Below are 17,192 nucleotides of genomic sequence, written 5' to 3'. Positions count from 1 at the left end.
CAAGCCAGGGTGTGATTAGTGGGCATCGATTTTCGCTTCTGCTATCATCGCGACTTCGTTGAACACCATTCGCACCCTGCGACCGAGCGGCCCTGGCATGATTAGACAACGCACCCTCAAGAACACCATTCGCGCCACTGGCGTTGGCCTGCATTCCGGGGAAAAGGTTTACCTGACCCTGAAGCCGGCGCCGGTCGACACGGGGATCGTGTTCCGTCGCACCGATCTCGATCCGGTCGTGGAAATCCCGGCCTGGGCCGAGAACGTGGGTGAAACCACCATGTCGACCAACCTGTTCAGCGACACCGGCGTCAAGGTCGGTACCGTTGAACACCTGCTGTCGGCCATGGCCGGTCTGGGTATCGACAATGCCTACGTCGAGCTGTCCGCGGTCGAAGTGCCGATCATGGACGGCAGTGCCGGTCCCTTCGTTTTCCTGATCCAGTCCGCCGGTCTGCAGGAACAGGAAGCGGCCAAGCAGTTCATCCGTATCAAGCGTGAAGTGACCGTCGTCGACGGTGACAAGCGCGCCACCTTCGTGCCCTTCGACGGCTTCAAGGTGACCTTCGAAATAGATTTCGATCACCCGGTGGTCAACAACCGTACCCAGAAGGCCTCGGTGGACTTCTCGAGCACCTCCTTCCTCAAGGAAGTCAGCCGTGCCCGTACCTTCGGCTTCATGCGCGACCTGGAGTTCCTGCGTTCGCACAACCTGGCCCTGGGCGGCAGCGTCGACAACGCCATCGTGGTGGACGAGAAGGGTGTGATCAACGAAGACGGTCTTCGTTACGAAGACGAATTCGTCAAGCACAAGATCCTCGACGCCATCGGCGACCTGTACCTGCTCGGCAAGAGCCTCATCGGCGAATTCCGTGGCTACAAGTCCGGTCATGCCATGAACAATCGCCTGCTGCGTGCGCTGCTGGCCGATCGTGATGCCTGGGAAGTGGTGACCTTCGAAGATTCCGGTCTGGCGCCGATTTCCTACATGAGACCTGCGGCTGCCGTCTGAGTCCGGTCCAAGAAAAAGCCCTGCATCCGCAGGGCTTTTTTTATGGCCGCTGAAAAGGCCTAGCGACGCGCCAGGGGCTCGCCCTGGAAGCTCACTCCGGCCAGGCCGTGGGCGATAAGGGCGCGGATGTTGGCGTGGTCGCTGCCCTCGGGGGTCTGCAGCACGCTGCGATAGTGCTCGCCAAAGGCCAGCAGGGCTTCCTGATCGCTCAAACCTTCGAGCTTGGCCAGGCCCAGGGTCTTGCAGGAGCCTTCGTTCTGGCCCGCCGCATTGTCCACCGCGCCATTGCGAAAGGCGGTGGGCTGGTAGTGGTAGTGCTCGGCGACAAAGGCCAGGGTGTCGGCGAAGGCATGGTCGCCCTGGGCCAGGCGGGCGCGGAAGCTGGCGAGATCGCTCATTTGTTCTGCTGCTCCTGGAAGGCCGCGGCCTGGGCCGGCGAGGCCTCGGTCTGGTACTGGGCTTTCCAGTCGGCATAGGGCATGCCGTAGACGGCCTCGCGGGCATCGTCCAGGCTCAGCGCCAGGCCCTTGTCGTCGGCCGCGGCCTTGTACCACTTGGACAGGCAGTTGCGGCAGAAGCCGGACAGGTTCATCAGGTCGATGTTCTGCACGTCGGTGCGCTTGCGCAGATGCTCGACCAGGGTGCGGAAGGCGGCGGCCTCCAGTTCCAGGCGGTCTTGTTCGGTCATGGCTGATTCCTCTTGCTAGCGGCGGCCGTGGCGCAGGTGGCGCCCGCCGTTGACGGTAAAGGTGCTGCCGGTGGCGTACTGGGTCGACAGCAGATAGAGCACGGTATCGACGATGGGATCGGCGCCGGGTTCGAAATCCAGCAGCGCCTTGTCCAGGGTCGCCTGGCGATAGGCCTCGTCGGCGCCCTCCTTGAAGATCAGCAGGCCCGGCGCGATGGTGTTGACCCGGACGGTGGGCGCCAGGGCCTCGGCAAAGGACAGGGTCAGGTTGTGCAGGGCGGCCTTGGTGGCGGCGTAGCCGATGTGGTTGCGGCTGCCGCGGGTGGCGCTGTCGTCGCCGATATGGATGATGTCGGCCCGGGGCGCGGCCAGCAGCAGGTCCTGCAGGCCCAGGTTGAGGTGGTAGGGCGCTTCCAGGTGCAGGCGATAGAGCAGCCGCAGATTATCCAGGCCGTCTTCGGCCCAGACCGAGGCGTTGTGCACGATGCCGCGTAGCGCCGGATGGCGTTCATGCAGCTGCTGCAGCAGGATGTCGCGCTGCGCCTCTTCCGCCAGATCGACCTGATAGGCCTCGATCTCCAGCTCACGCAAGGGACCGGGATCGTCGCGATAGACGGCGATGACGGGTTGGCCCTCCGCCAGCAGCCGGCGGGTCAAGGCGAGACCGACACGGCGATTGGCGCCGGTGACCAGAAGGGGAAGGGTTGCGGACATGAGGGTACCCGATCCTGATGAACGAGGCGGCCAGAGGGCTGGCCGCCGCTATTGTACGCATTCGACACGTCAGGATGCAGGCCGATCCGTGCGGGCCTAGCGGGCGCTGCCTCGCCAGTCGTTGGCCCGCGAGGCGTTGTGCAGCCAGCCCTTCAGCACCCGGGTGATCAGTGGGATGAAGACGCAGACCATCACCGGGGTAAGGATCAGGGTGCTCAGCAGGATGCGCGGCAGCAACGGCAGATGGGCCAGGTAATCGCCGAAGGCGGCATTGAACAGCAGCGAGATGGGAAAGAACGCCAGCCAGACCGCGATGCTCTGCTTCCAGCGCGGTGGCGGCTGCAGGCCGGCGCCGAACCAGTCGTCCATGCCTTGGGCGCGCCGTGCCAGGGGCGCTTCGAACAGGCCCTGGCCACGCTCCAGCCAGAGGCGCCGGGTGTCCGAGTGTTCCCAGGCGTCGAGGGTCTGGGGGCAGGCGAAGCGAAAGACGATCTGCACCAGGTTGTCGCCTGGAGGCGGGGTCAGAACCCCCGAACCGAGATAGCCGGGATGCCCGGTGGCCAGGGCTTCGCCTTCGCGCAGCCAGACCAGAAAGGCGTCGTATTGGCCGGCCGCGACGCGCCGCGCGACCATGAGGGTAACAGGCTGATTCATGCTCTAACTCCGGGCGATCGGGCCGGATAGGCCGGATGCCGTCACGCCGCCGGGTAGGCGGACAGGTGGCGAAGACGCCTGGGGTAGCAGGCGGCGCTAGCATAACAAGCCTTGAGACCCTTGGCTGCAGCCGGGGTTGCCAGCGGAGTCGTCTTGCTGACGGAGCGCCAAGCCGGGCCGCGCCAGGCATACTGGGCGGGATTCCACGCAAGAGGTCCGTATGAAAGTCGCACTGTTGAATGGCTCGGTCTATGGCACTGCCGAAGATATCGCCCGTCAGGTGAAGGCGCGCCTGAGCGCGGCAGGCCATGAGGTCTGGCACCAGCCCAATGCCGATCTCGCCAGCCTGGAGGCCTTCGCGCCCGAGGCCCTGCTGGCTATCACCTCCACCACCGGCATGGGCGAATTGCCGGCCAACCTGGAATCCCTGTATTTCCAGCTGCGCGATCGGCTGCCGCCCTGGTCCGGACGACCCGGCGCCGTGCTGGCCCTGGGTGATTCCAGCTATGGCGACACCTATTGCGGCGGCGGCGAGCTGATGCAGGAATTGTTCGCCGAACTGGGGCTGCGCGACGTGCTGCCCATGCTGCGCATCGATGCCAGTGAAACGGTCACGCCGGACGAAGACGCCGAGCGCTGGGTCGCCGAGGTCATCGCCGCCCTGGGCTGATCTTGCCCCGGCAGCAAAGCTGCTTTACCCGCGCGGAGCGCGCCGCCGGGCCCGGTTCGCTGTCCTCGCCCCCTCGGCCTCGGTATCCTTGGCGCCTGTCGAGGATTTGAGAAGGAGCCCTGGGTGAATAGATATCTGCGCCTGGCTCTGGAGCTGTGCGGATTGGGCGCGCTGTGGGGTGTGGGTACCTGGCTGGCCACCTATTTCGCCTTGCCGGTACCAGGCGGGGTGGTGGGGCTGGCCATGCTGCTGGTGCTGCTGGCCGCGCGCATCGTCGAGCCCGAGTGGTTGCAGGGCGGCGTGCGCCTGCTGCTGGGGGAAATGCTGCTGTTCTTCATTCCCGCGCTGCTGAGTCTGCTCGACTACGGTCCGTTGCTGCGGCAAGAGGGTGTGCGCATCCTGCTGGCCATCCTGCTCAGCACCGTGCTGACCATGGTCGCGACCGCCCTTACCGTGGACTGGATGTTTCGCCGGCGAGGGCGTCGCGATGCTTGATCTGCCCGGACTCTTCTGGCTGCTGCTGACGGTGGCGGGCTATGGGGTGAGTCGGCTGCTTTATGCCCGGCTGCGCTGGTATGTGGTCAGTCCGATCATCTTCGTCACGGTGCTGCTCTATGCCGCCACCCTCTGGCAGCAGGTGAGCTATGCCGAGTACGCCCACTACAGCCACTGGCTGATCACCCTGCTTGGGCCGGCAACGGTGGCCTTCGCCGTGCCGATCTGGCAGCAGAGACGCCTGCTGGCGCGCTACTGGCAGGCGTTGCTGGCCGGCCTCTGCGTCGGCAGTGGCGTGGCCATTGGCAGTTCCTGGTTGCTGGCCCGGCTGCTGCTGCTCGATGACCGGGTGCTGCTGTCCATGCTGCCGCGCTCCATCAGCACCCCCTTTGCCATGCCGATGTCCGCCACCGTGGGAGGCGTCCCCGAGCTGACCGCGGCCTTCGTGATGATCACCGGCCTGGGGGGCGCGATTCTCGGCAGCCTGCTGATCAGGCTGCTGCCGCTCAAGTCGGCCCTGGCCCGCGGTGCCCTGTTCGGCATGGGCGCCCACGGCGTAGGGACCAGCAAGGCCTACGAGGTCGGCCTGGAGGAGGGCACCGTGGCCGGCCTGGTCATGGTGCTGGCCGGCCTGAGCAATCTGCTCGGCGCCCAGCTGGTGCTCTGGCTGCTGCACCGCTAGTGCAGGGTGGCGGAAGGCGCGCCCAGTTGCGCCAGCCGCCGCCGCACCTGCTCGCGTTCGGCATCGTCTTCGCTGATCAGCAGGGCGTGCTGCAGGTCGTAGCGCTCGGCCTGGGGGCAGTCGAGCTGGCGGTACAGATCGGCGCGCGCCAGGTGATCGATGACTCCGACCGTGCCCAACTCGATGACCCGCTGGGCATCCTTGAGCGCGGCCAGCGGCTGGTCGCCCTGGCGATGCAGTTCCCGCAGATTGCGCGAGAGTCGCTGCATCATCTGCCGCGGACCGAGGGGCGCCAGATAGCTGGCCTGCAGTTGCGCGTTGGGCCCGAACTGATCCACCAGCAGTTGGCGGCAGTCGTTCATGTACAGGCGACGACCGCCGAAGGGTTCGAGCAGATGATCCGCGCCTGGCACGCGCAAGAGGAAATGTCCGGGAAAGCCGATGCCCTGCAGGTCGATCTCCAGGCGCCGGGCCAGTTCCAGAGCCACCAGGGCGATCGACAGCGGCTGGCCGCGTCGCCGCGCCAGGACCTCGTCGAGCAGGGCAGCCGTAGGGTTCAGGGGCCACTCGGCCGCGCGAAAACCGGCATCGCAAAGCTGCCGCAACAAGGCCTGGGCCCGCTCGGCGTGACTGGCATCGCCATTCAGGCTGGCGACCAGGCGCAGTGCCAGGTCGTCCAGCGAGTGCAACAGGGCCGGGGGATCGATCTGTTCGTGGTGTTCGGCCGCGATCCACAGGGCGGCTTCCAGCAGCCGGGGATCGGGCCGGTCCAGGCAGGCGAGACAGGAAAGACGCGCGTCCACGGTAGACTCCAGAGCCCTCGCGGGCTTTTCCTCAGGTTTTAGCCTGCCAGCGCCGGGCCGTCCAGTCTGCGACAGTTGCGCACTGGCCGACGGTCCGGCTTCTCGCTATAAGAGCGACTGACGCCAGGGCAACCTCGAGAACGGGATTCCGGCATGGATCTATCTTCGAGTGGAGGTCTTCACTCTTGCGGAGGGAGCAGCACGCCATGAAATGGGCAGACAACGGTCGCAAACGCATGCACGACGGGGCGAACTCCCTCGGCAACCTGCTGGTGGAAGGCTTCCACTACTTCGGGCTGTTCGCCATAGGCGCGGCCACGGCCTGGGCCTCGGTGCTGGCTTTCCTCGGCATGCTCGACAAGGGCCAGGCGAGCATCGATGACATCCTGCTGCTCTTCATCTACCTGGAGCTGGGTGCCATGGTCGGCATCTACTTCAAGACCAACCACCTGCCGATCCGCTTCCTGCTCTATATCGCCATCACCGCCCTGACCCGCTACCTGATCGGTGACGTCTCTCATCATCGGCCGCCGGATGTCGGGCTGCTGTATCTCTGCGGCGGGATCTTCCTGCTGTCGCTTGCGGTGCTGGCGGTCCGCGTCGCCTCGAACAGGTTTCCTTCCAGCAGGGCGCTGGATGCGGCGGGTGATGTGGTGGGCGAGGGCGCGGGCGACAAGTAGCCCGCGGCACCGCTATCCGCTGCGTTCCCGGCAGTGCAACTGGCCAGGCCAGGCGCTGCCGGGATGACCCGCTGGCGGGTGCCTAGCGGTCCAGCGGCGCCAGCAACTGGGCCAGGTCGCTTTCGGTCAGGCGCCAGTCGCCGCTGTTCTCGCTGAGAATGCCGGCGCTCAGGCGCGCCTTTTCCTGCTGCAGCTGCTGGATGCGTTCTTCCAGGGTGCCGCGGGCGATCAGCTTGTAGACGAACACCGGACGATCCTGGCCGATGCGGTAGGCGCGGTCGCTGGCCTGCTGCTCGGCGGCCGGATTCCACCAGGGATCGAAGTGGATCACGGTGTCGGCCGCCGTCAGGTTGAGACCGCTGCCGCCGGCCTTGAGGCTGAGCAGGAATACCGGCACTTCGCCGTTCTGGAAGCGCTGCACCGGGGTGCGCCGATCCCGGGTTTCGCCGGTCAGGGTGACGTACGGGATGCCGCGCTGGTCGAGATCGGCGGCGATGAGGTCGAGCATGCTGGTGAACTGGGAGAACACCAGGACCCGGCTGCCACCGGGGAGCAGGGCGTCGAGGCGCTCGTTCAGCGCCGCCAGTTTCGCCGAGGGCTTGGCCACGCTGGCGTCTTCGTTGGGCACCAGGCGCAGGTCGCAGCAGACCTGGCGCAGGCGCAGCAGGGCATCGAGGATCAGCAGCTGGCTGCGACCGATGCCCTGACGGGCGATCTCGGCGCGGACGCGCTCGTCCAGCAATAGGCGCAGGTCTTCGTAGCGTTCGCGTTGCGCCGCGCTGAGTTCGACCAGCTGGACGATCTCGGTCTTGGGCGGCAATTCGCTGGCGACCCGCTGCTTGGTGCGGCGCAGCATGAAGGGGCGGACCCGTGCCTTGAGCGCCGCCAGGCGCTGCACATCGCCTTCGCGCTCCACGGGGATGCGATAGGCCTGCTTGAAGCCTTTCTCGTCGCCCAGCCAGCCGGGCATCAGGAAGTGGAATTGCGACCAGAGTTCGCCCAGGTGATTTTCCAGCGGCGTGCCGGTCAGGCAGAGGCGATGGCGGGCGCGCAGGTGGCGCGCCGCTTGGGCGGCCTTGGTGGCGGCATTCTTGATCGACTGGGCTTCGTCGAGCACCTGCAGGTGGAAGTCGTAGCCGGCCAGGCGCTCGGCGTCACGGGGCAGCAGGGCATAGGTGGTGAGCACCACATCGTGTTCCGGAATCCGCTCGAAGCGACTGCTGCGGGCGCTGCCCTGCAGGGTCAGCACGCGCAGGCCGGGGGCGAAGCGGGCGATCTCGTCCTGCCAGTTAGGGATCAGGCTGGTGGGCATGACGATCAGCGCCGGCGCGGTCAGGCGACCGGCCGCCTGCTCGACGAGGATGTGCGCCAGGGTCTGCAGCGTCTTGCCCAGGCCCATGTCGTCGGCCAGGATGCCGCCCACGTCCAGTTCCCGCAGCGCCTGCAGCCAGGCCACGCCGTCGCGCTGATAGGGCCGCAATTCGGCGTGCAGGGTGTCCGGCAGGACCACCGGCTCGGCGGCATAGCTGCGCAGGCGTTCGGCAAAGTTGCGTAGGCGCTCGCCGCCTTCCCACTCCAGCGGCAGGCGTTCGTCCAGCTCGGCCAGGCGCGCGGCGTCCAGGCGCGGCAGGCGCAGCGCACGATCCTGGGTGAGGCGATCGGTGGCATAGAGTTCACCGAGGATCTGCAGGATCGGCTTGAGCCGCCCCAGAGGCACGGCGACCCGTTGCACCCGGCCCTGCTGGCCGGCCAGGCGCGGCGGCTCGATACGCAAGAGCACGGGTTCGTCGTCGGCGCGCTTGGCCAGCATCGCCGGTTCGTACTGGGAGGGCTCGCGCCGTATGGCGTCGATCAGCAGCGGAATCAGGCTGACGCGGCGCTGGCCCAGGCGGATGCCCAGTTCGACGTCGAACTGGCCGCTCGCGGCGGTCGTGTCCTGCACCTCTTCGAGGTGACCGTACCAGCCCTCGACCGGTGTCAGGTCGAAGGTGAATTCGGGATGGGCCTCGATCTGCCAGCCGGCTTCGCGCAGACCGGGGATGACCTGCTGCACGAATCTGAGCCAGGCGGGGTCGTCCGGCAGTTCGAACATCTCGCCACTGTCGTCGGGCAGCGCGGCGCTGCGCCGGGTCGCCAGGCGCAGGCCGTGGTCGAGCAACGTCTGCCGCCAGCGTTGTTCGGCCGGCAGCTGGCGCGCGGGATAGTCGGCTTCCGGGGTGCGCGGCGGCGCGCCGAACAGGCGCCGCGAGCCATAGGCGAAGGCCAGGGCGGCGCGATGGCGTACCGTGGGTCTCATCTTGCCGATGTGGCGGTCGTAATCGATCTGGGTATGGCTGCCAAGGGTCAGGACCGGGCGAGGCAGCTCCGGATGGGCGACCGGCGTGGCCGGCAGGGCGGCCTCGCTGCGTTGCAGCCGCTCGAGTTCGATGAGGGCGGCGGCGGCATGCTTGCAGTTGCGGCCGACCGGGCAGGTGCAGCGGGCGTCGACCCGCCAGGCGATCTCGCCCGCGCGCAGGCTGATCGCCTGCCGATAGGCCGGTCCGGCCGGGCTGTGGCACTCGGCATAGAGCTGACCCTTGGCGGCCGAGCGCAGCTGCACCAGGCCGTCGAGCGCCAGCCGCCGGCCGCGCTCGTAGTTGCGCTCCGTGAAGGCGCCTTTCCAGTCCTGCCACTTGAGCCGTTCGAAACGTAACGCCATCGTTCACCCAGGCTGTTCGTACCAAACCGGCTATTCTGCCACAGTCCGCCAGGCGCCCGCCGGACTCCCTTGACCTATGTGAGAATGAGAATATAGTGCATTTAAATGGGTGGGGAGCGAGACGATGCGTGAACAGCCGTTGACCAGCGTAGCCCTGATCGATGCCAGTCGCCTGGAAGCACGGCGAGAAGGGCGCTTGCGCGCGCTGCAGCGCGGCATCCTCATCAGTTGCAGCCTGGGTGTCCTGGGCGCTGCGGCCCTGCACCTGGCCTACTTGGCCGCCGGCGGTCGCTAGGGCTGCCTGGCCCCGATCCGTCCAGAAAAAAGCCCCGCACAGGGACCTGTGCGGGGCTTTGTCTTCAGCACCGGTCGGAGACCGGCGGCGGGGGTCAGACCAGCAGGTCGCCCACGCGGTACATCTTCATGGTGTTGGTGCCGTCACGCTTGGTGTAGCTGTCGCCCTTGGTCAGGATGACCCAGTCGCCGTGCTCGACGATGCCGCGCTTGAGCAGCTCGTCCACCGCGGCCTGGCTCACCTTGTTCGCCGGCATGGTGGTCGGGTCGAAGGGGATGGTGTGCACGTTGCGGAACAGCGCGGTGCGGGCCTGGGTGGCGCGGCTGGACGCGAAGGAGAAGATCGGCACCGAGGAACGCAGGCGCGACATGATCAGCGGGGTGTAACCGGTGTCGGTCAGGCTGATGATGGCCTTCACGCCGGGGAAGTGGTTGGCCACGTAGATGGAGGCCAGGGCGATGCTCTCGTCCCAACGGGTGAAGGTATGGCCCAGGCGGTGGCTGGACAGCTTGCTGGTGGGCTGCTTCTCGGCACCGACGCAGACGCGCGCCATCGCCTTGACCGCTTCCACCGGATACTGGCCGGCGGCGCTTTCGGCGGAGAGCATCACGGCGTCGGTGTTGTCCAGCACGGCGTTGGCCACGTCGGAGACTTCCGCGCGGGTCGGCATGGGGCTGCTGATCATCGACTCCATCATCTGGGTCGCGGTGATCACCGCCTTGTTGAGGCGCCGGGCGTGGGAAATGATGCGCTTCTGGATGCCCACCAGCTCGGCGTCGCCGATTTCCACGCCCAGGTCGCCCCGGGCCACCATCACGGCGTCACTGGCATGGATCAGGCCGTCCAGGGCTTCGTCGTCGGCCACGGCTTCGGCGCGCTCGATCTTGGCCACCAGCCAGGACTTGCCACCGGCGGCTTCCATCAGGCGACGGGCTTCGTGCATGTCTTCTGCATCGCGCGGGAAGGACACGGCCAGATAGTCGACCTCCATGGAGGCGGCCAGCTTGATGTCTTCGCGGTCCTTGTCGGTCAGCGCCGGAGCGGTGAGGCCACCGCCGCGACGGTTGATGCCCTTGTGGTCCGACAGCGGGCCGCCGATCAGGGTGGTGCAATGCAGTTCGGTGGCGGTCATGCCTTCCACGCGCAGGACCACGCGGCCATCGTCCAGCAGCAGCTCGTCACCCACGCGGCAGTCGGTGACCAGGCCCGGGTAGTCGATGCCGACCACTTCTTCGGTGCCTTCGGTGCGCGGATGGGCGATGGACAGGCGGAAGGGATCGCCGACCTTGAGTTCGATGCGCTTGTTGACGAACTTGGCGATGCGGATCTTCGGACCCTGGAGGTCGCCGAGCAGGGCGACATGGCGACCGTGCTTGGCGGCGAGATCCCGTACCAGCTGACCACGAGCCCGGTGCTCGTCGGGCGTTCCATGCGAGAAGTTCAGGCGGGCGACGTCGATGCCGGCGATGATGAGCTGCTCGAGGACTTCCGGAGAATTGCTGGCCGGGCCCAGGGTGGCGACGATCTTGGTACGGCGATAAATCATGCAGTCTTTCCTTTAGCGGATTGCAACCATGAGTCGGCGCCTTAGCGCCGAGTCGACGTAGAACACGGAGCGCACCTCATTGTAGCGCTGTCGCGTGGCCAGCACATGACGGCTTTTCGCAGCTTGGTCACACCAATGGTCGTTTGCCCTCAAGAAGCGGGCCCCGGCGCCGATCTAGCGAGCAGGAGGACTTTCCATGCGCCCTTATCTCTGCCTGTTCCTGCTGCTCGGCCTCACCGGCTGTACCAGCGTCTCGATGAATTCCTATCTGGATGCCGCCTATAAATCCTATAGCGAAGGCGACTGCAACAATGCCTTGCTGCAGATCTCCCAGGCTGAACGCAAGGGTCGTGCACGGCCCTGGCTGCAACCGGAATTTTCCATGCTGCGCGGCCAGTGTCTGGAGCAGCAGCAACTGTACGCCGACGCGGTCCAGACCTATCGTTTCATCCAGGTCCGGTTTCCGGCCAGCGAATACGCCTATCGGGCCCAGGCCCGACTGGACACCCTGCGCCAATTGGGGCTAGATGGCGGAACGGCCGTTGCGACGCCCCAACCGGTGCGAAAACTACCGCAGCGCTGAGCTTTCCAGGACGTTGTCGGTAAAGTGGCTTTACCGTGTGCAGGATGAATCGCACCATGACTCAGAATCGTCGTATCGAGCGCCACCAGCTGCCCTACTATCTGAAGGTGTTCAACCGCTTTACCGACAAGCCCATGGGCTACATCGGCAACATTTCCCGCGAGGGGCTGCTGATGATCAGCCAGCTGCCCATGCTGGTGAACGCGCGCTTCGAACTTCGGCTGAAGATTCCGGGGCAGGACGGTCAGCTGCATTTCGTCGACTTCGACGCCCGCTGCCAGTGGAGTCATGAAGACGTGACCCCGGGCAACTACGATTCGGGCTTCAGCGTCGCCGAGCCGCCGGCCGAATTCGCCGAATTGATCGACGTGCTGCAGCACTACTTCACCTTCGGCCGCCTCTCTCAGTCGGCGGCCTGATCCGGGTCACCGGCATTCCATAGCTGCAGCAGGCGGGTCTGCAGATCCGCCGTGGCGCTGGCCGCCAGCCGGCGGACGGGCCTTCGCTCCAGCCGCGCGGCCAGCCGCTCGCCCTGGATCCGGGCCTGCCAGGCGTCGGCATAGCGGCGCGCATCGCGCCAGCTGCGGATGTCGTCGGGTTCCGCCACCTGCTGCCGTGCGGTGTCGACCAGCCAGAGCTGCAGGCCGCGTCGGACCAGGTCCAGACGGCCGAGCCAGACCGCCAGCTCTTCATCCAGCGGTGCCGCCACCACCAGCACACTGCCCGGGCGCGCCTGACGGCAGAGCCGTGCCAGCGCTGCCCTGAGATCGCTCGTCGCACCTGGCAGCCGCACCGGCAGTTCGGCTGGCGTCAGGCGGCAAGCAGCCGTGCCTGCCGCCAGCAGGCGCAGCTCGGGATCGAGACCATAGAGCCACAGCTCATTGCCGCTGGCCGCCAGGGCCTGCCCGAAACCCAGCATCTGCTGGTGGTCGCCTGACCGCTCGGCCTGTCCTCGTCCCTGCTCGGCCGGGCTGGCGATCAGCAGGTGCAGGGGGGTATCCGCGCGCAGGCGTGCCCTGGAGGCCGGTGCGGCGAGCGGCGGATGCTCACCACTCGCTCGCCGGCGCCGGCGGGCGTTCAGCCGCCCCATAACGCTCAGTCCCAGCAGCAGCAGGGCACCCGCCGCCGGCAGGCCCTGCCAGCGCAGGGGCGCCAGTCCGCCCAGGATCAGGCTGAGCAGCGCCAGGGCGACCAGCGCCAGGGGCAGGCAGCGCTGGATCATGGGCGCGGTGCCGGACACTGTCCCAGCAGCTTGAGGATCTGGCCGTCCAGGCTGTCACCCTCGAATTCACGTTCTGGCGTCAGCCGCAGCCGCGGCCGCAGCACGGCGGGCAGCAGGGTGCGCACATCCTCGGGCGTCACGCTGTCGCCACCGCGCAGAAAGGCCTGTGCCTGGGCCAGGCGCAGCAGGGCCTGACCGGCGCGTGGTCCGCCGCCCTGTTCGAAGGCCGGCCATTCCCGGGTGAGACGGATCAGGCGCACGGCATGCTCCAGGACCGGCTCCGCAACCGGCAGGCCGGCCACCAGTCGCTGCAGCGCCGGCAGATCCCGCGCCTGCAGCAGGGGGCGTAGCGCTGCCGCTTCCAGGGGGTCGCCCTGGCCCTGCTGCACGGCCAGGCGCAGGGCGGCCAGTTCCTGGCCTTCTGCCGGCCACTCCAGACGCAGTTGCACCAGGAAGCGATCCCGCAGCGCCAGTGGCAGCTCGCTGCCCGGGGGGCGGGTGGCGATCACCATGAAGGGCGCCGGCAGGGGCACCTGGCGACCGCCCAGACTCAGCTGGCGGCCCTGCAGGGCGTCGTCCAGCAACTGGAGGACCACCGGCGGCGCCCGATGCAGGTCTTCGAGCAGGACCAGGGAATTGAACAGCGGACCCCGGCGCAGACGGGCACTGTCGCTGCCGAGGTCCGTGACGATTTCGCCGGCCACCTCGGCAGGGGTCAGGGCCGGATGGCAGTGCAGCCGGGCGAAACCGGCATCCAGGCTGGCCGCCAGGGCGCGGGTCAGCAGCGTCTTGCCGGAGCCGGTGGGACCTTCCAGCAACAGGTGACCGCCGGCCAGCAGGCTGGCGAGCAGTCCGTCCACGGCGGCGTCCTGCTGTGGCAGCACCTTGAGCAGGGCCTGCCGCAGGGCCCGCAGGCGGGTCAGGGCGCGGGCCTTGACGCCGGTATCGCCAGCGTCCACCGGAGTGGCGTCAGGAGGGGAACTGTCGGTCATCGGAAGTCCTCGGGAGCGGGGGGCGCACGGCCAGGTGCAACAGGCGCAGCTGGACGATGCGGCGGGTGAAGTCGCGAGCGGAGAGGCGCGCCGGGCTGGGGCGCATCGCCTCACCCACCGCGCGGGTGCTCAAGCCGCTAAGACGCGCAAGATATTGCCAGCGCTCGGCCACGCCTTGGTCGGCGAGTTCGGGGCGGCGGCGGTGCACCTCGCGCTGGATATCGCGCTGCAGGGTGGCGATCAGTTCCGGCCAGCGTTGGGCATCACGCCGTGGCGCCGGATTCTGCCGAGGACGTCTCAGCCAGATTCCTGCCGCCAGCGTCAGCAGCCCAAGGGCCAGGCCATAGCGTTGCAAGGCGTCCAGCCACAGGGGGAGCGGTGGCGCCGGGGCGATCAGGGTCACCGGCGCGCCCTGGGTGAGGTACCACAGCAGCCAGGCATTGTCGTACTGGGCGAGATGGGCGTTGCTCCAGAGGTCGCTGTCCGACAGCAGGGTCACGCTGCCATCGCCCCAGGGCAGCATCAGCATATGGGTGGCGCTGGCGCTGCTGGCCCAGGCCACCGCCTGATCCCCGACATCGAACAGATGGCGACTGTCGTCGAAGCCAAGATAGGCGGGAGCATCGTCCTCGGCGAGATAGAGTTGGGTCAGGTTGGGCCACAGCGGCAGCGCCATGATCGGCGGGGCGGCGCCGCCCAGTTCGCGGGTCGCCATGGGACGCACGCCCAGGGTCGCGCTGAGCGCCAGGGTGCTGTCATCGGCGACGGCCACCAGCCGGCCGCCCGCCTCGACCCAGTCCAGCAGCGCCTGGGCCTGAGCCTCCGCCAGGGGCGGGTTGCCGGCCAGCCAGAACCTGACGTCCTGGGGCGGTAGTTCGGCGAGCTGCTCGGGTTGGCCGCGCTGCACCCGGCTGCCGAAGTGCTGCAGGTAAGCCGCCGCCAGCGCCTGGGGATCGGTGCTGTGGGTGGTCGCGGCGAGTTGGGTGGCGAGTTGGCGCGCGGTCCGGCTGTCGAGTCCCTGATGGGTCAGGCGCAGGCTGGCCGGGCCACTGTCGGTCTGTGGCGGCAGAGGGCAGGACAGCGGCTCCTGCTGCGCGAGGCAGGCCAGCGACAGGGTCAGTGCCCAGACGGCGGCGCCCAGGCGTACGCCGATACCTCGGCACCTGGAGCGAACGGAGAGCCGATCGACTGAACGCATGGGAAGGGAGGATACGCGGAAGACGGACGCCAGAGCCTAGCGGGTGCGGGCGCCCGGGAGCAAGGCGCGCGACGATGCTAGACTGCGCCGATTCTAGGGGAGGGCGGTGTGACGCAAAGTATCTTCTGGTACGACTTCGAGACCACGGGCATCGATCCACGGCGGGATCGTCCGCTGCAGGTGGCCGGGGTGCGTACCGATCTGGACCTCAACGAAATCGAAGCGCCGCTCAATCTGCATTGCCAGCTGAGCGAGGACGTCCTGCCCCATCCGGCAGCCTGCCTGGTCACCGGTATCCTGCCCGCCACCCTGCAGCGCCTGGGGCTGCGCGAGCGGGACTTCGTCCAGCGTCTGCATGAGGAGTTGCGGCGTCCCAATACCTGCAGCGTCGGCTACAACAACCTCAGATTCGACGACGAAATGGTACGGCACAGCCTGTACCGCAACTTTCACGACCCCTATGCCCGCGAGTGGCAGCAGGGCAACAGTCGCTGGGATGTGCTTGGCCTGATCCGGGCGCTCTATGCCTTTCGCCCGGAAAGCCTGGACTGGCCGCAGGACGAGCAGCGCGTTTCCCTGCGCCTGGATCGCCTGACCGTCGCCAATGGCATCGAACACGCCCAGGCCCATGACGCCCTGGCGGATGTCCGCGCGACCCTGGCCCTGGCGCGCCTGGTCAGGCAGCGGCAGCCAAGGCTCTATGACTATCTCTGGACGCAGCGCCAGAAGAAGGCGGCGCTGGCGCGCATTCGTCTGCTCGAACCCCTGCTGCATGTCTCGGGACGCTTCAGCGCCGAGCGGCACTTTCTCGCCCCTGTCCTGCCGCTGGCCTGGCATCCGGTCAATCGCAATGCGTTGATCGTCTGCGACCTCGGCCTGGCGCCGGAGCCGCTGCTGGACCTGGACGTCGAGACCCTGCGCGAACGCCTCTATACCCGGCGGGATGCGCTGGCCGAGGGTGACCTGCCGGTGCCGCTCAAGCTGGTACAGATCAACAAGTGTCCGATTCTGGCGCCTTTCAGCGTCTTGCGTCCGGCGGACACGGAACGGCTGCAATTCGATCTGGCGGCCGTCTGGCGCCGCGTCCGCCAACTGCTCGACCAGCGTGCGACCTGGCAACCCAAGGTGCAGGCCCTCTATGCCGAGGCATCCGGATTGGCCGCCCAGGAACAGGAGGCCGAAGCAAGACTGTACGACGGCTTCATTGCCGCCGAAGAGCGGCAACTCTGCGACCAAGTTCATCAATGTCCGGCAGAGCAACTTGGCAGCCGCGCCTGGCCCTTTCGGGATGAGCGACATCCAGAGCTGTTCTTTCGCTATCGAGCGCGCAACTTTCCCGAGTTGCTGACGGCGGAAGAAGAGGCTCGTTGGCGACAATTCTGTCGGCAGCGTCTGCTGGGTGAAGAGCAACAAGGTCATATGACCTGCACGCAGTTCCTCACCCTGACCGAACAATTGCGGCGAGAAGTCCCGGTTGATCAGGTGCCGATTCTCGAGGCCTGGTCCGCTCATGTTCGAACGGTGATGCAGCGATTGGATCGGGCGGTTGCCTGAAGTCGCAAAAACCAGATACCGATCTGAGACGTTTGTTAACCAAAAAAGAGTGGCAAGCAGCAAATTCGGACGGACGCTATCCGACCGCGGTTGAAGCAGGGGATAAGTGATAGGGAAGTACCGCGCCGGAGATGAAAGCGCTTCGGGCGCTGTGGTGCGGGGTATCGATAACGGCGAGCAGTCACCAGGCCTAACCTGGGTCCGCGCCTGGCAGGCTGCGGTAAATGCCTGCCAGGCGGGAAAAAAACGCCGGCTGGCCGGCGTTCTTTTGATCAGTCCAGCAGCGTTGCCCAGGATTCGACGTCGTCCGAACCCCATTTGGCTTTCCACTCTTTCAGCGTCTTGTGATTGCCACCCTTGGTTTCAATCACTTCGCCATTGTGCGGATTCTTGTATTGCTTAACTTTGCGCGCGCGCTTGGGCGTACTGGCGCTGCTGGCTTTGGGAGTGCGGGTCTGGCGGGCGGGCTTGGCTTCGGTATCGAGAATGCCGATGATGTCGCGCAGGGATTTCTGATACTCGCCCATCAGCGAACGGAGTTTCTTTTCGAATTCCAGTTCGCGCTGCAGTTTGTCGTCCTCTTGCAGCGACTTCAGGCGCTCCTGCAGTTCCTTGATGGCTTCTTCGGTCTGGCGGTATTCATTGATGAGCGACATAAACGGCCTTTGTTCTGAGTGATGCAGAGATGAAAGTCTGCATCGATCAT

General features: G+C 66.8%; 20 protein-coding genes. 9 read left to right on the top strand and 11 right to left on the bottom strand.

Going from position 1 to position 17,192, the window contains the following annotated elements:
* Positions 1 to 97: 97 nt before the first annotated feature.
* A complete protein-coding gene (gene lpxC / locus DBY63_RS19235) occupies positions 98 to 1,012 on the top strand; it encodes a UDP-3-O-acyl-N-acetylglucosamine deacetylase (protein WP_007162049.1) in 915 nt (304 codons plus the stop codon).
* A 59-nt stretch (positions 1,013 to 1,071) separates the two neighbouring features.
* Here lpxC and DBY63_RS19230 read toward each other — a convergent pair whose 3' ends face one another.
* From DBY63_RS19230 to DBY63_RS19215, 4 genes are all read right to left on the bottom strand, one after another.
* On the bottom strand, positions 1,072 to 1,410 hold the full coding sequence (locus DBY63_RS19230) for a HopJ type III effector protein (RefSeq protein ID WP_027600275.1): 339 nt from the start codon (positions 1,408 to 1,410) through the stop codon (positions 1,072 to 1,074).
* Positions 1,407 to 1,700, bottom strand: coding sequence for a DUF1244 domain-containing protein (locus DBY63_RS19225; protein WP_007162047.1), 294 nt, complete (start codon positions 1,698 to 1,700; stop codon positions 1,407 to 1,409). The genes DBY63_RS19230 and DBY63_RS19225 overlap by 4 nt, the downstream gene beginning before the upstream one ends.
* A gap of 15 nt (positions 1,701 to 1,715) precedes the next feature.
* Entirely contained in the window at positions 1,716 to 2,414 is a 699-nt protein-coding gene (gene folM / locus DBY63_RS19220; protein ID WP_058792229.1) for a dihydromonapterin reductase, read from the bottom strand.
* 96 nt (positions 2,415 to 2,510) lie between these two features.
* A complete protein-coding gene (locus DBY63_RS19215; protein ID WP_007162045.1) occupies positions 2,511 to 3,068 on the bottom strand; it encodes an antibiotic biosynthesis monooxygenase in 558 nt (185 codons plus the stop codon).
* Positions 3,069 to 3,288: 220 nt separating this feature from the next.
* Here DBY63_RS19215 and DBY63_RS19210 point away from each other — a divergent pair, with 220 nt between their 5' ends.
* From DBY63_RS19210 to DBY63_RS19200, 3 genes are all read left to right on the top strand, one after another.
* Complete coding sequence (locus DBY63_RS19210; protein ID WP_108582586.1) at positions 3,289 to 3,738, top strand: flavodoxin; 450 nt, start codon at positions 3,289 to 3,291, stop codon at positions 3,736 to 3,738.
* Between the two features lie 123 nt (positions 3,739 to 3,861).
* Positions 3,862 to 4,233 (top strand): CidA/LrgA family protein, encoded by a 372-nt coding sequence (locus tag DBY63_RS19205; RefSeq protein WP_007162043.1) that lies wholly within the window; start codon positions 3,862 to 3,864, stop codon positions 4,231 to 4,233.
* Positions 4,226 to 4,915 carry an LrgB family protein gene (locus tag DBY63_RS19200; RefSeq protein ID WP_027600279.1) on the top strand — a complete coding sequence of 230 codons (690 nt, stop codon included), beginning with the start codon at positions 4,226 to 4,228 and terminating at the stop codon, positions 4,913 to 4,915. Before DBY63_RS19205 ends, DBY63_RS19200 begins: the two co-directional genes overlap by 8 nt.
* On the opposite strand, the gene DBY63_RS19195 is transcribed toward DBY63_RS19200, so the two are convergent.
* Entirely contained in the window at positions 4,912 to 5,718 is an 807-nt protein-coding gene (locus tag DBY63_RS19195; protein ID WP_108582585.1) for a transglutaminase family protein, read from the bottom strand. The genes DBY63_RS19200 and DBY63_RS19195 overlap by 4 nt on opposite strands.
* Before the next feature lie 206 nt (positions 5,719 to 5,924).
* Here DBY63_RS19195 and DBY63_RS19190 point away from each other — a divergent pair, with 206 nt between their 5' ends.
* The gene (locus DBY63_RS19190) at positions 5,925 to 6,398 is read left to right on the top strand and encodes a phosphate-starvation-inducible PsiE family protein (RefSeq protein ID WP_007162040.1); all 474 of its coding nucleotides are present in this window, start codon (positions 5,925 to 5,927) and stop codon (positions 6,396 to 6,398) included.
* A gap of 82 nt (positions 6,399 to 6,480) precedes the next feature.
* Here DBY63_RS19190 and DBY63_RS19185 read toward each other — a convergent pair whose 3' ends face one another.
* On the bottom strand, positions 6,481 to 9,096 hold the full coding sequence (locus DBY63_RS19185) for a DEAD/DEAH box helicase (protein WP_108582584.1): 2,616 nt from the start codon (positions 9,094 to 9,096) through the stop codon (positions 6,481 to 6,483).
* 124 nt (positions 9,097 to 9,220) lie between these two features.
* Here DBY63_RS19185 and DBY63_RS25035 point away from each other — a divergent pair, with 124 nt between their 5' ends.
* A complete protein-coding gene (locus DBY63_RS25035) occupies positions 9,221 to 9,391 on the top strand; it encodes a hypothetical protein (RefSeq protein WP_007162038.1) in 171 nt (56 codons plus the stop codon).
* A gap of 94 nt (positions 9,392 to 9,485) precedes the next feature.
* Here the strand turns inward: DBY63_RS25035 and pyk are convergent, their stop codons facing one another.
* Positions 9,486 to 10,937, bottom strand: coding sequence for a pyruvate kinase (pyk, locus tag DBY63_RS19180; protein WP_007162037.1), 1,452 nt, complete (start codon positions 10,935 to 10,937; stop codon positions 9,486 to 9,488).
* A 196-nt stretch (positions 10,938 to 11,133) separates the two neighbouring features.
* On the opposite strand from pyk, the gene DBY63_RS19175 reads away from it, so the two are divergent.
* Positions 11,134 to 11,520, top strand: a complete 387-nt coding sequence (locus DBY63_RS19175) for a hypothetical protein (RefSeq protein ID WP_007162036.1) — start codon at positions 11,134 to 11,136, stop codon at positions 11,518 to 11,520.
* Between the two features lie 56 nt (positions 11,521 to 11,576).
* A complete protein-coding gene (locus DBY63_RS19170) occupies positions 11,577 to 11,939 on the top strand; it encodes a PilZ domain-containing protein (RefSeq protein ID WP_007162035.1) in 363 nt (120 codons plus the stop codon).
* Here the strand turns inward: DBY63_RS19170 and DBY63_RS19165 are convergent.
* Genes DBY63_RS19165 through DBY63_RS19155 form a run of 3 tightly spaced genes read right to left on the bottom strand, consistent with a single transcriptional unit; the run spans position 11,924 to position 14,932 of the window.
* Positions 11,924 to 12,742, bottom strand: coding sequence for a hypothetical protein (locus DBY63_RS19165; RefSeq protein WP_042137266.1), 819 nt, complete (start codon positions 12,740 to 12,742; stop codon positions 11,924 to 11,926). The two genes, DBY63_RS19170 and DBY63_RS19165, sit on opposite strands and share 16 nt — an antisense overlap.
* Complete coding sequence (locus tag DBY63_RS19160) at positions 12,739 to 13,734, bottom strand: MoxR family ATPase (protein ID WP_108582583.1); 996 nt, start codon at positions 13,732 to 13,734, stop codon at positions 12,739 to 12,741. Before DBY63_RS19160 ends, DBY63_RS19165 begins: the two co-directional genes overlap by 4 nt.
* Positions 13,712 to 14,932, bottom strand: a complete 1,221-nt coding sequence (locus tag DBY63_RS19155) for a DUF4350 domain-containing protein (protein ID WP_108582582.1) — start codon at positions 14,930 to 14,932, stop codon at positions 13,712 to 13,714. Before DBY63_RS19155 ends, DBY63_RS19160 begins: the two co-directional genes overlap by 23 nt.
* Before the next feature lie 108 nt (positions 14,933 to 15,040).
* On the opposite strand from DBY63_RS19155, the gene sbcB reads away from it, so the two are divergent.
* A complete protein-coding gene (gene sbcB, locus DBY63_RS19150) occupies positions 15,041 to 16,486 on the top strand; it encodes an exodeoxyribonuclease I (RefSeq protein WP_108582581.1) in 1,446 nt (481 codons plus the stop codon).
* Between the two features lie 272 nt (positions 16,487 to 16,758).
* Here sbcB and mvaT read toward each other — a convergent pair whose 3' ends face one another.
* Entirely contained in the window at positions 16,759 to 17,142 is a 384-nt protein-coding gene (mvaT, locus tag DBY63_RS19145) for a histone-like nucleoid-structuring protein MvaT (protein ID WP_108582580.1), read from the bottom strand.
* Positions 17,143 to 17,192 lie beyond the last annotated feature (50 nt).

It is taken from the genome of Pseudomonas sp. RIT411 (genome assembly GCF_003057735.2).
GTDB classification, from domain to species: Bacteria; Pseudomonadota; Gammaproteobacteria; order Pseudomonadales; family Pseudomonadaceae; genus Chryseomonas; species Chryseomonas oryzihabitans.
Note: the sequence above shows the minus strand (reverse complement) of the source record. Positions and strands in the feature narration are given on the sequence as shown.

What these genes read in the sequence shown, in the direction of transcription:
- lpxC (WP_007162049.1), top strand. Translation starts at nt 98, where the DNA reads ATGATTAGACAACGCACCCTCAAGAACACCATTCGCGCCACTGGCGTT.
- DBY63_RS19230 (WP_027600275.1), bottom strand. Translation starts at nt 1,410, where the DNA reads ATGAGCGATCTCGCCAGCTTCCGCGCCCGCCTGGCCCAGGGCGACCAT.
- DBY63_RS19225 (WP_007162047.1), bottom strand. Translation starts at nt 1,700, where the DNA reads ATGACCGAACAAGACCGCCTGGAACTGGAGGCCGCCGCCTTCCGCACC.
- folM (WP_058792229.1), bottom strand. Translation starts at nt 2,414, where the DNA reads ATGTCCGCAACCCTTCCCCTTCTGGTCACCGGCGCCAATCGCCGTGTC.
- DBY63_RS19215 (WP_007162045.1), bottom strand. Translation starts at nt 3,068, where the DNA reads ATGAATCAGCCTGTTACCCTCATGGTCGCGCGGCGCGTCGCGGCCGGC.
- DBY63_RS19210 (WP_108582586.1), top strand. Translation starts at nt 3,289, where the DNA reads ATGAAAGTCGCACTGTTGAATGGCTCGGTCTATGGCACTGCCGAAGAT.
- DBY63_RS19200 (WP_027600279.1), top strand. Translation starts at nt 4,226, where the DNA reads ATGCTTGATCTGCCCGGACTCTTCTGGCTGCTGCTGACGGTGGCGGGC.
- DBY63_RS19190 (WP_007162040.1), top strand. Translation starts at nt 5,925, where the DNA reads ATGAAATGGGCAGACAACGGTCGCAAACGCATGCACGACGGGGCGAAC.
- DBY63_RS19185 (WP_108582584.1), bottom strand. Translation starts at nt 9,096, where the DNA reads ATGGCGTTACGTTTCGAACGGCTCAAGTGGCAGGACTGGAAAGGCGCC.
- DBY63_RS25035 (WP_007162038.1), top strand. Translation starts at nt 9,221, where the DNA reads ATGCGTGAACAGCCGTTGACCAGCGTAGCCCTGATCGATGCCAGTCGC.
- pyk (WP_007162037.1), bottom strand. Translation starts at nt 10,937, where the DNA reads ATGATTTATCGCCGTACCAAGATCGTCGCCACCCTGGGCCCGGCCAGC.
- DBY63_RS19175 (WP_007162036.1), top strand. Translation starts at nt 11,134, where the DNA reads ATGCGCCCTTATCTCTGCCTGTTCCTGCTGCTCGGCCTCACCGGCTGT.
- DBY63_RS19170 (WP_007162035.1), top strand. Translation starts at nt 11,577, where the DNA reads ATGACTCAGAATCGTCGTATCGAGCGCCACCAGCTGCCCTACTATCTG.
- DBY63_RS19165 (WP_042137266.1), bottom strand. Translation starts at nt 12,742, where the DNA reads ATGATCCAGCGCTGCCTGCCCCTGGCGCTGGTCGCCCTGGCGCTGCTC.
- DBY63_RS19160 (WP_108582583.1), bottom strand. Translation starts at nt 13,734, where the DNA reads ATGACCGACAGTTCCCCTCCTGACGCCACTCCGGTGGACGCTGGCGAT.
- DBY63_RS19155 (WP_108582582.1), bottom strand. Translation starts at nt 14,932, where the DNA reads ATGCGTTCAGTCGATCGGCTCTCCGTTCGCTCCAGGTGCCGAGGTATC.
- mvaT (WP_108582580.1), bottom strand. Translation starts at nt 17,142, where the DNA reads ATGTCGCTCATCAATGAATACCGCCAGACCGAAGAAGCCATCAAGGAA.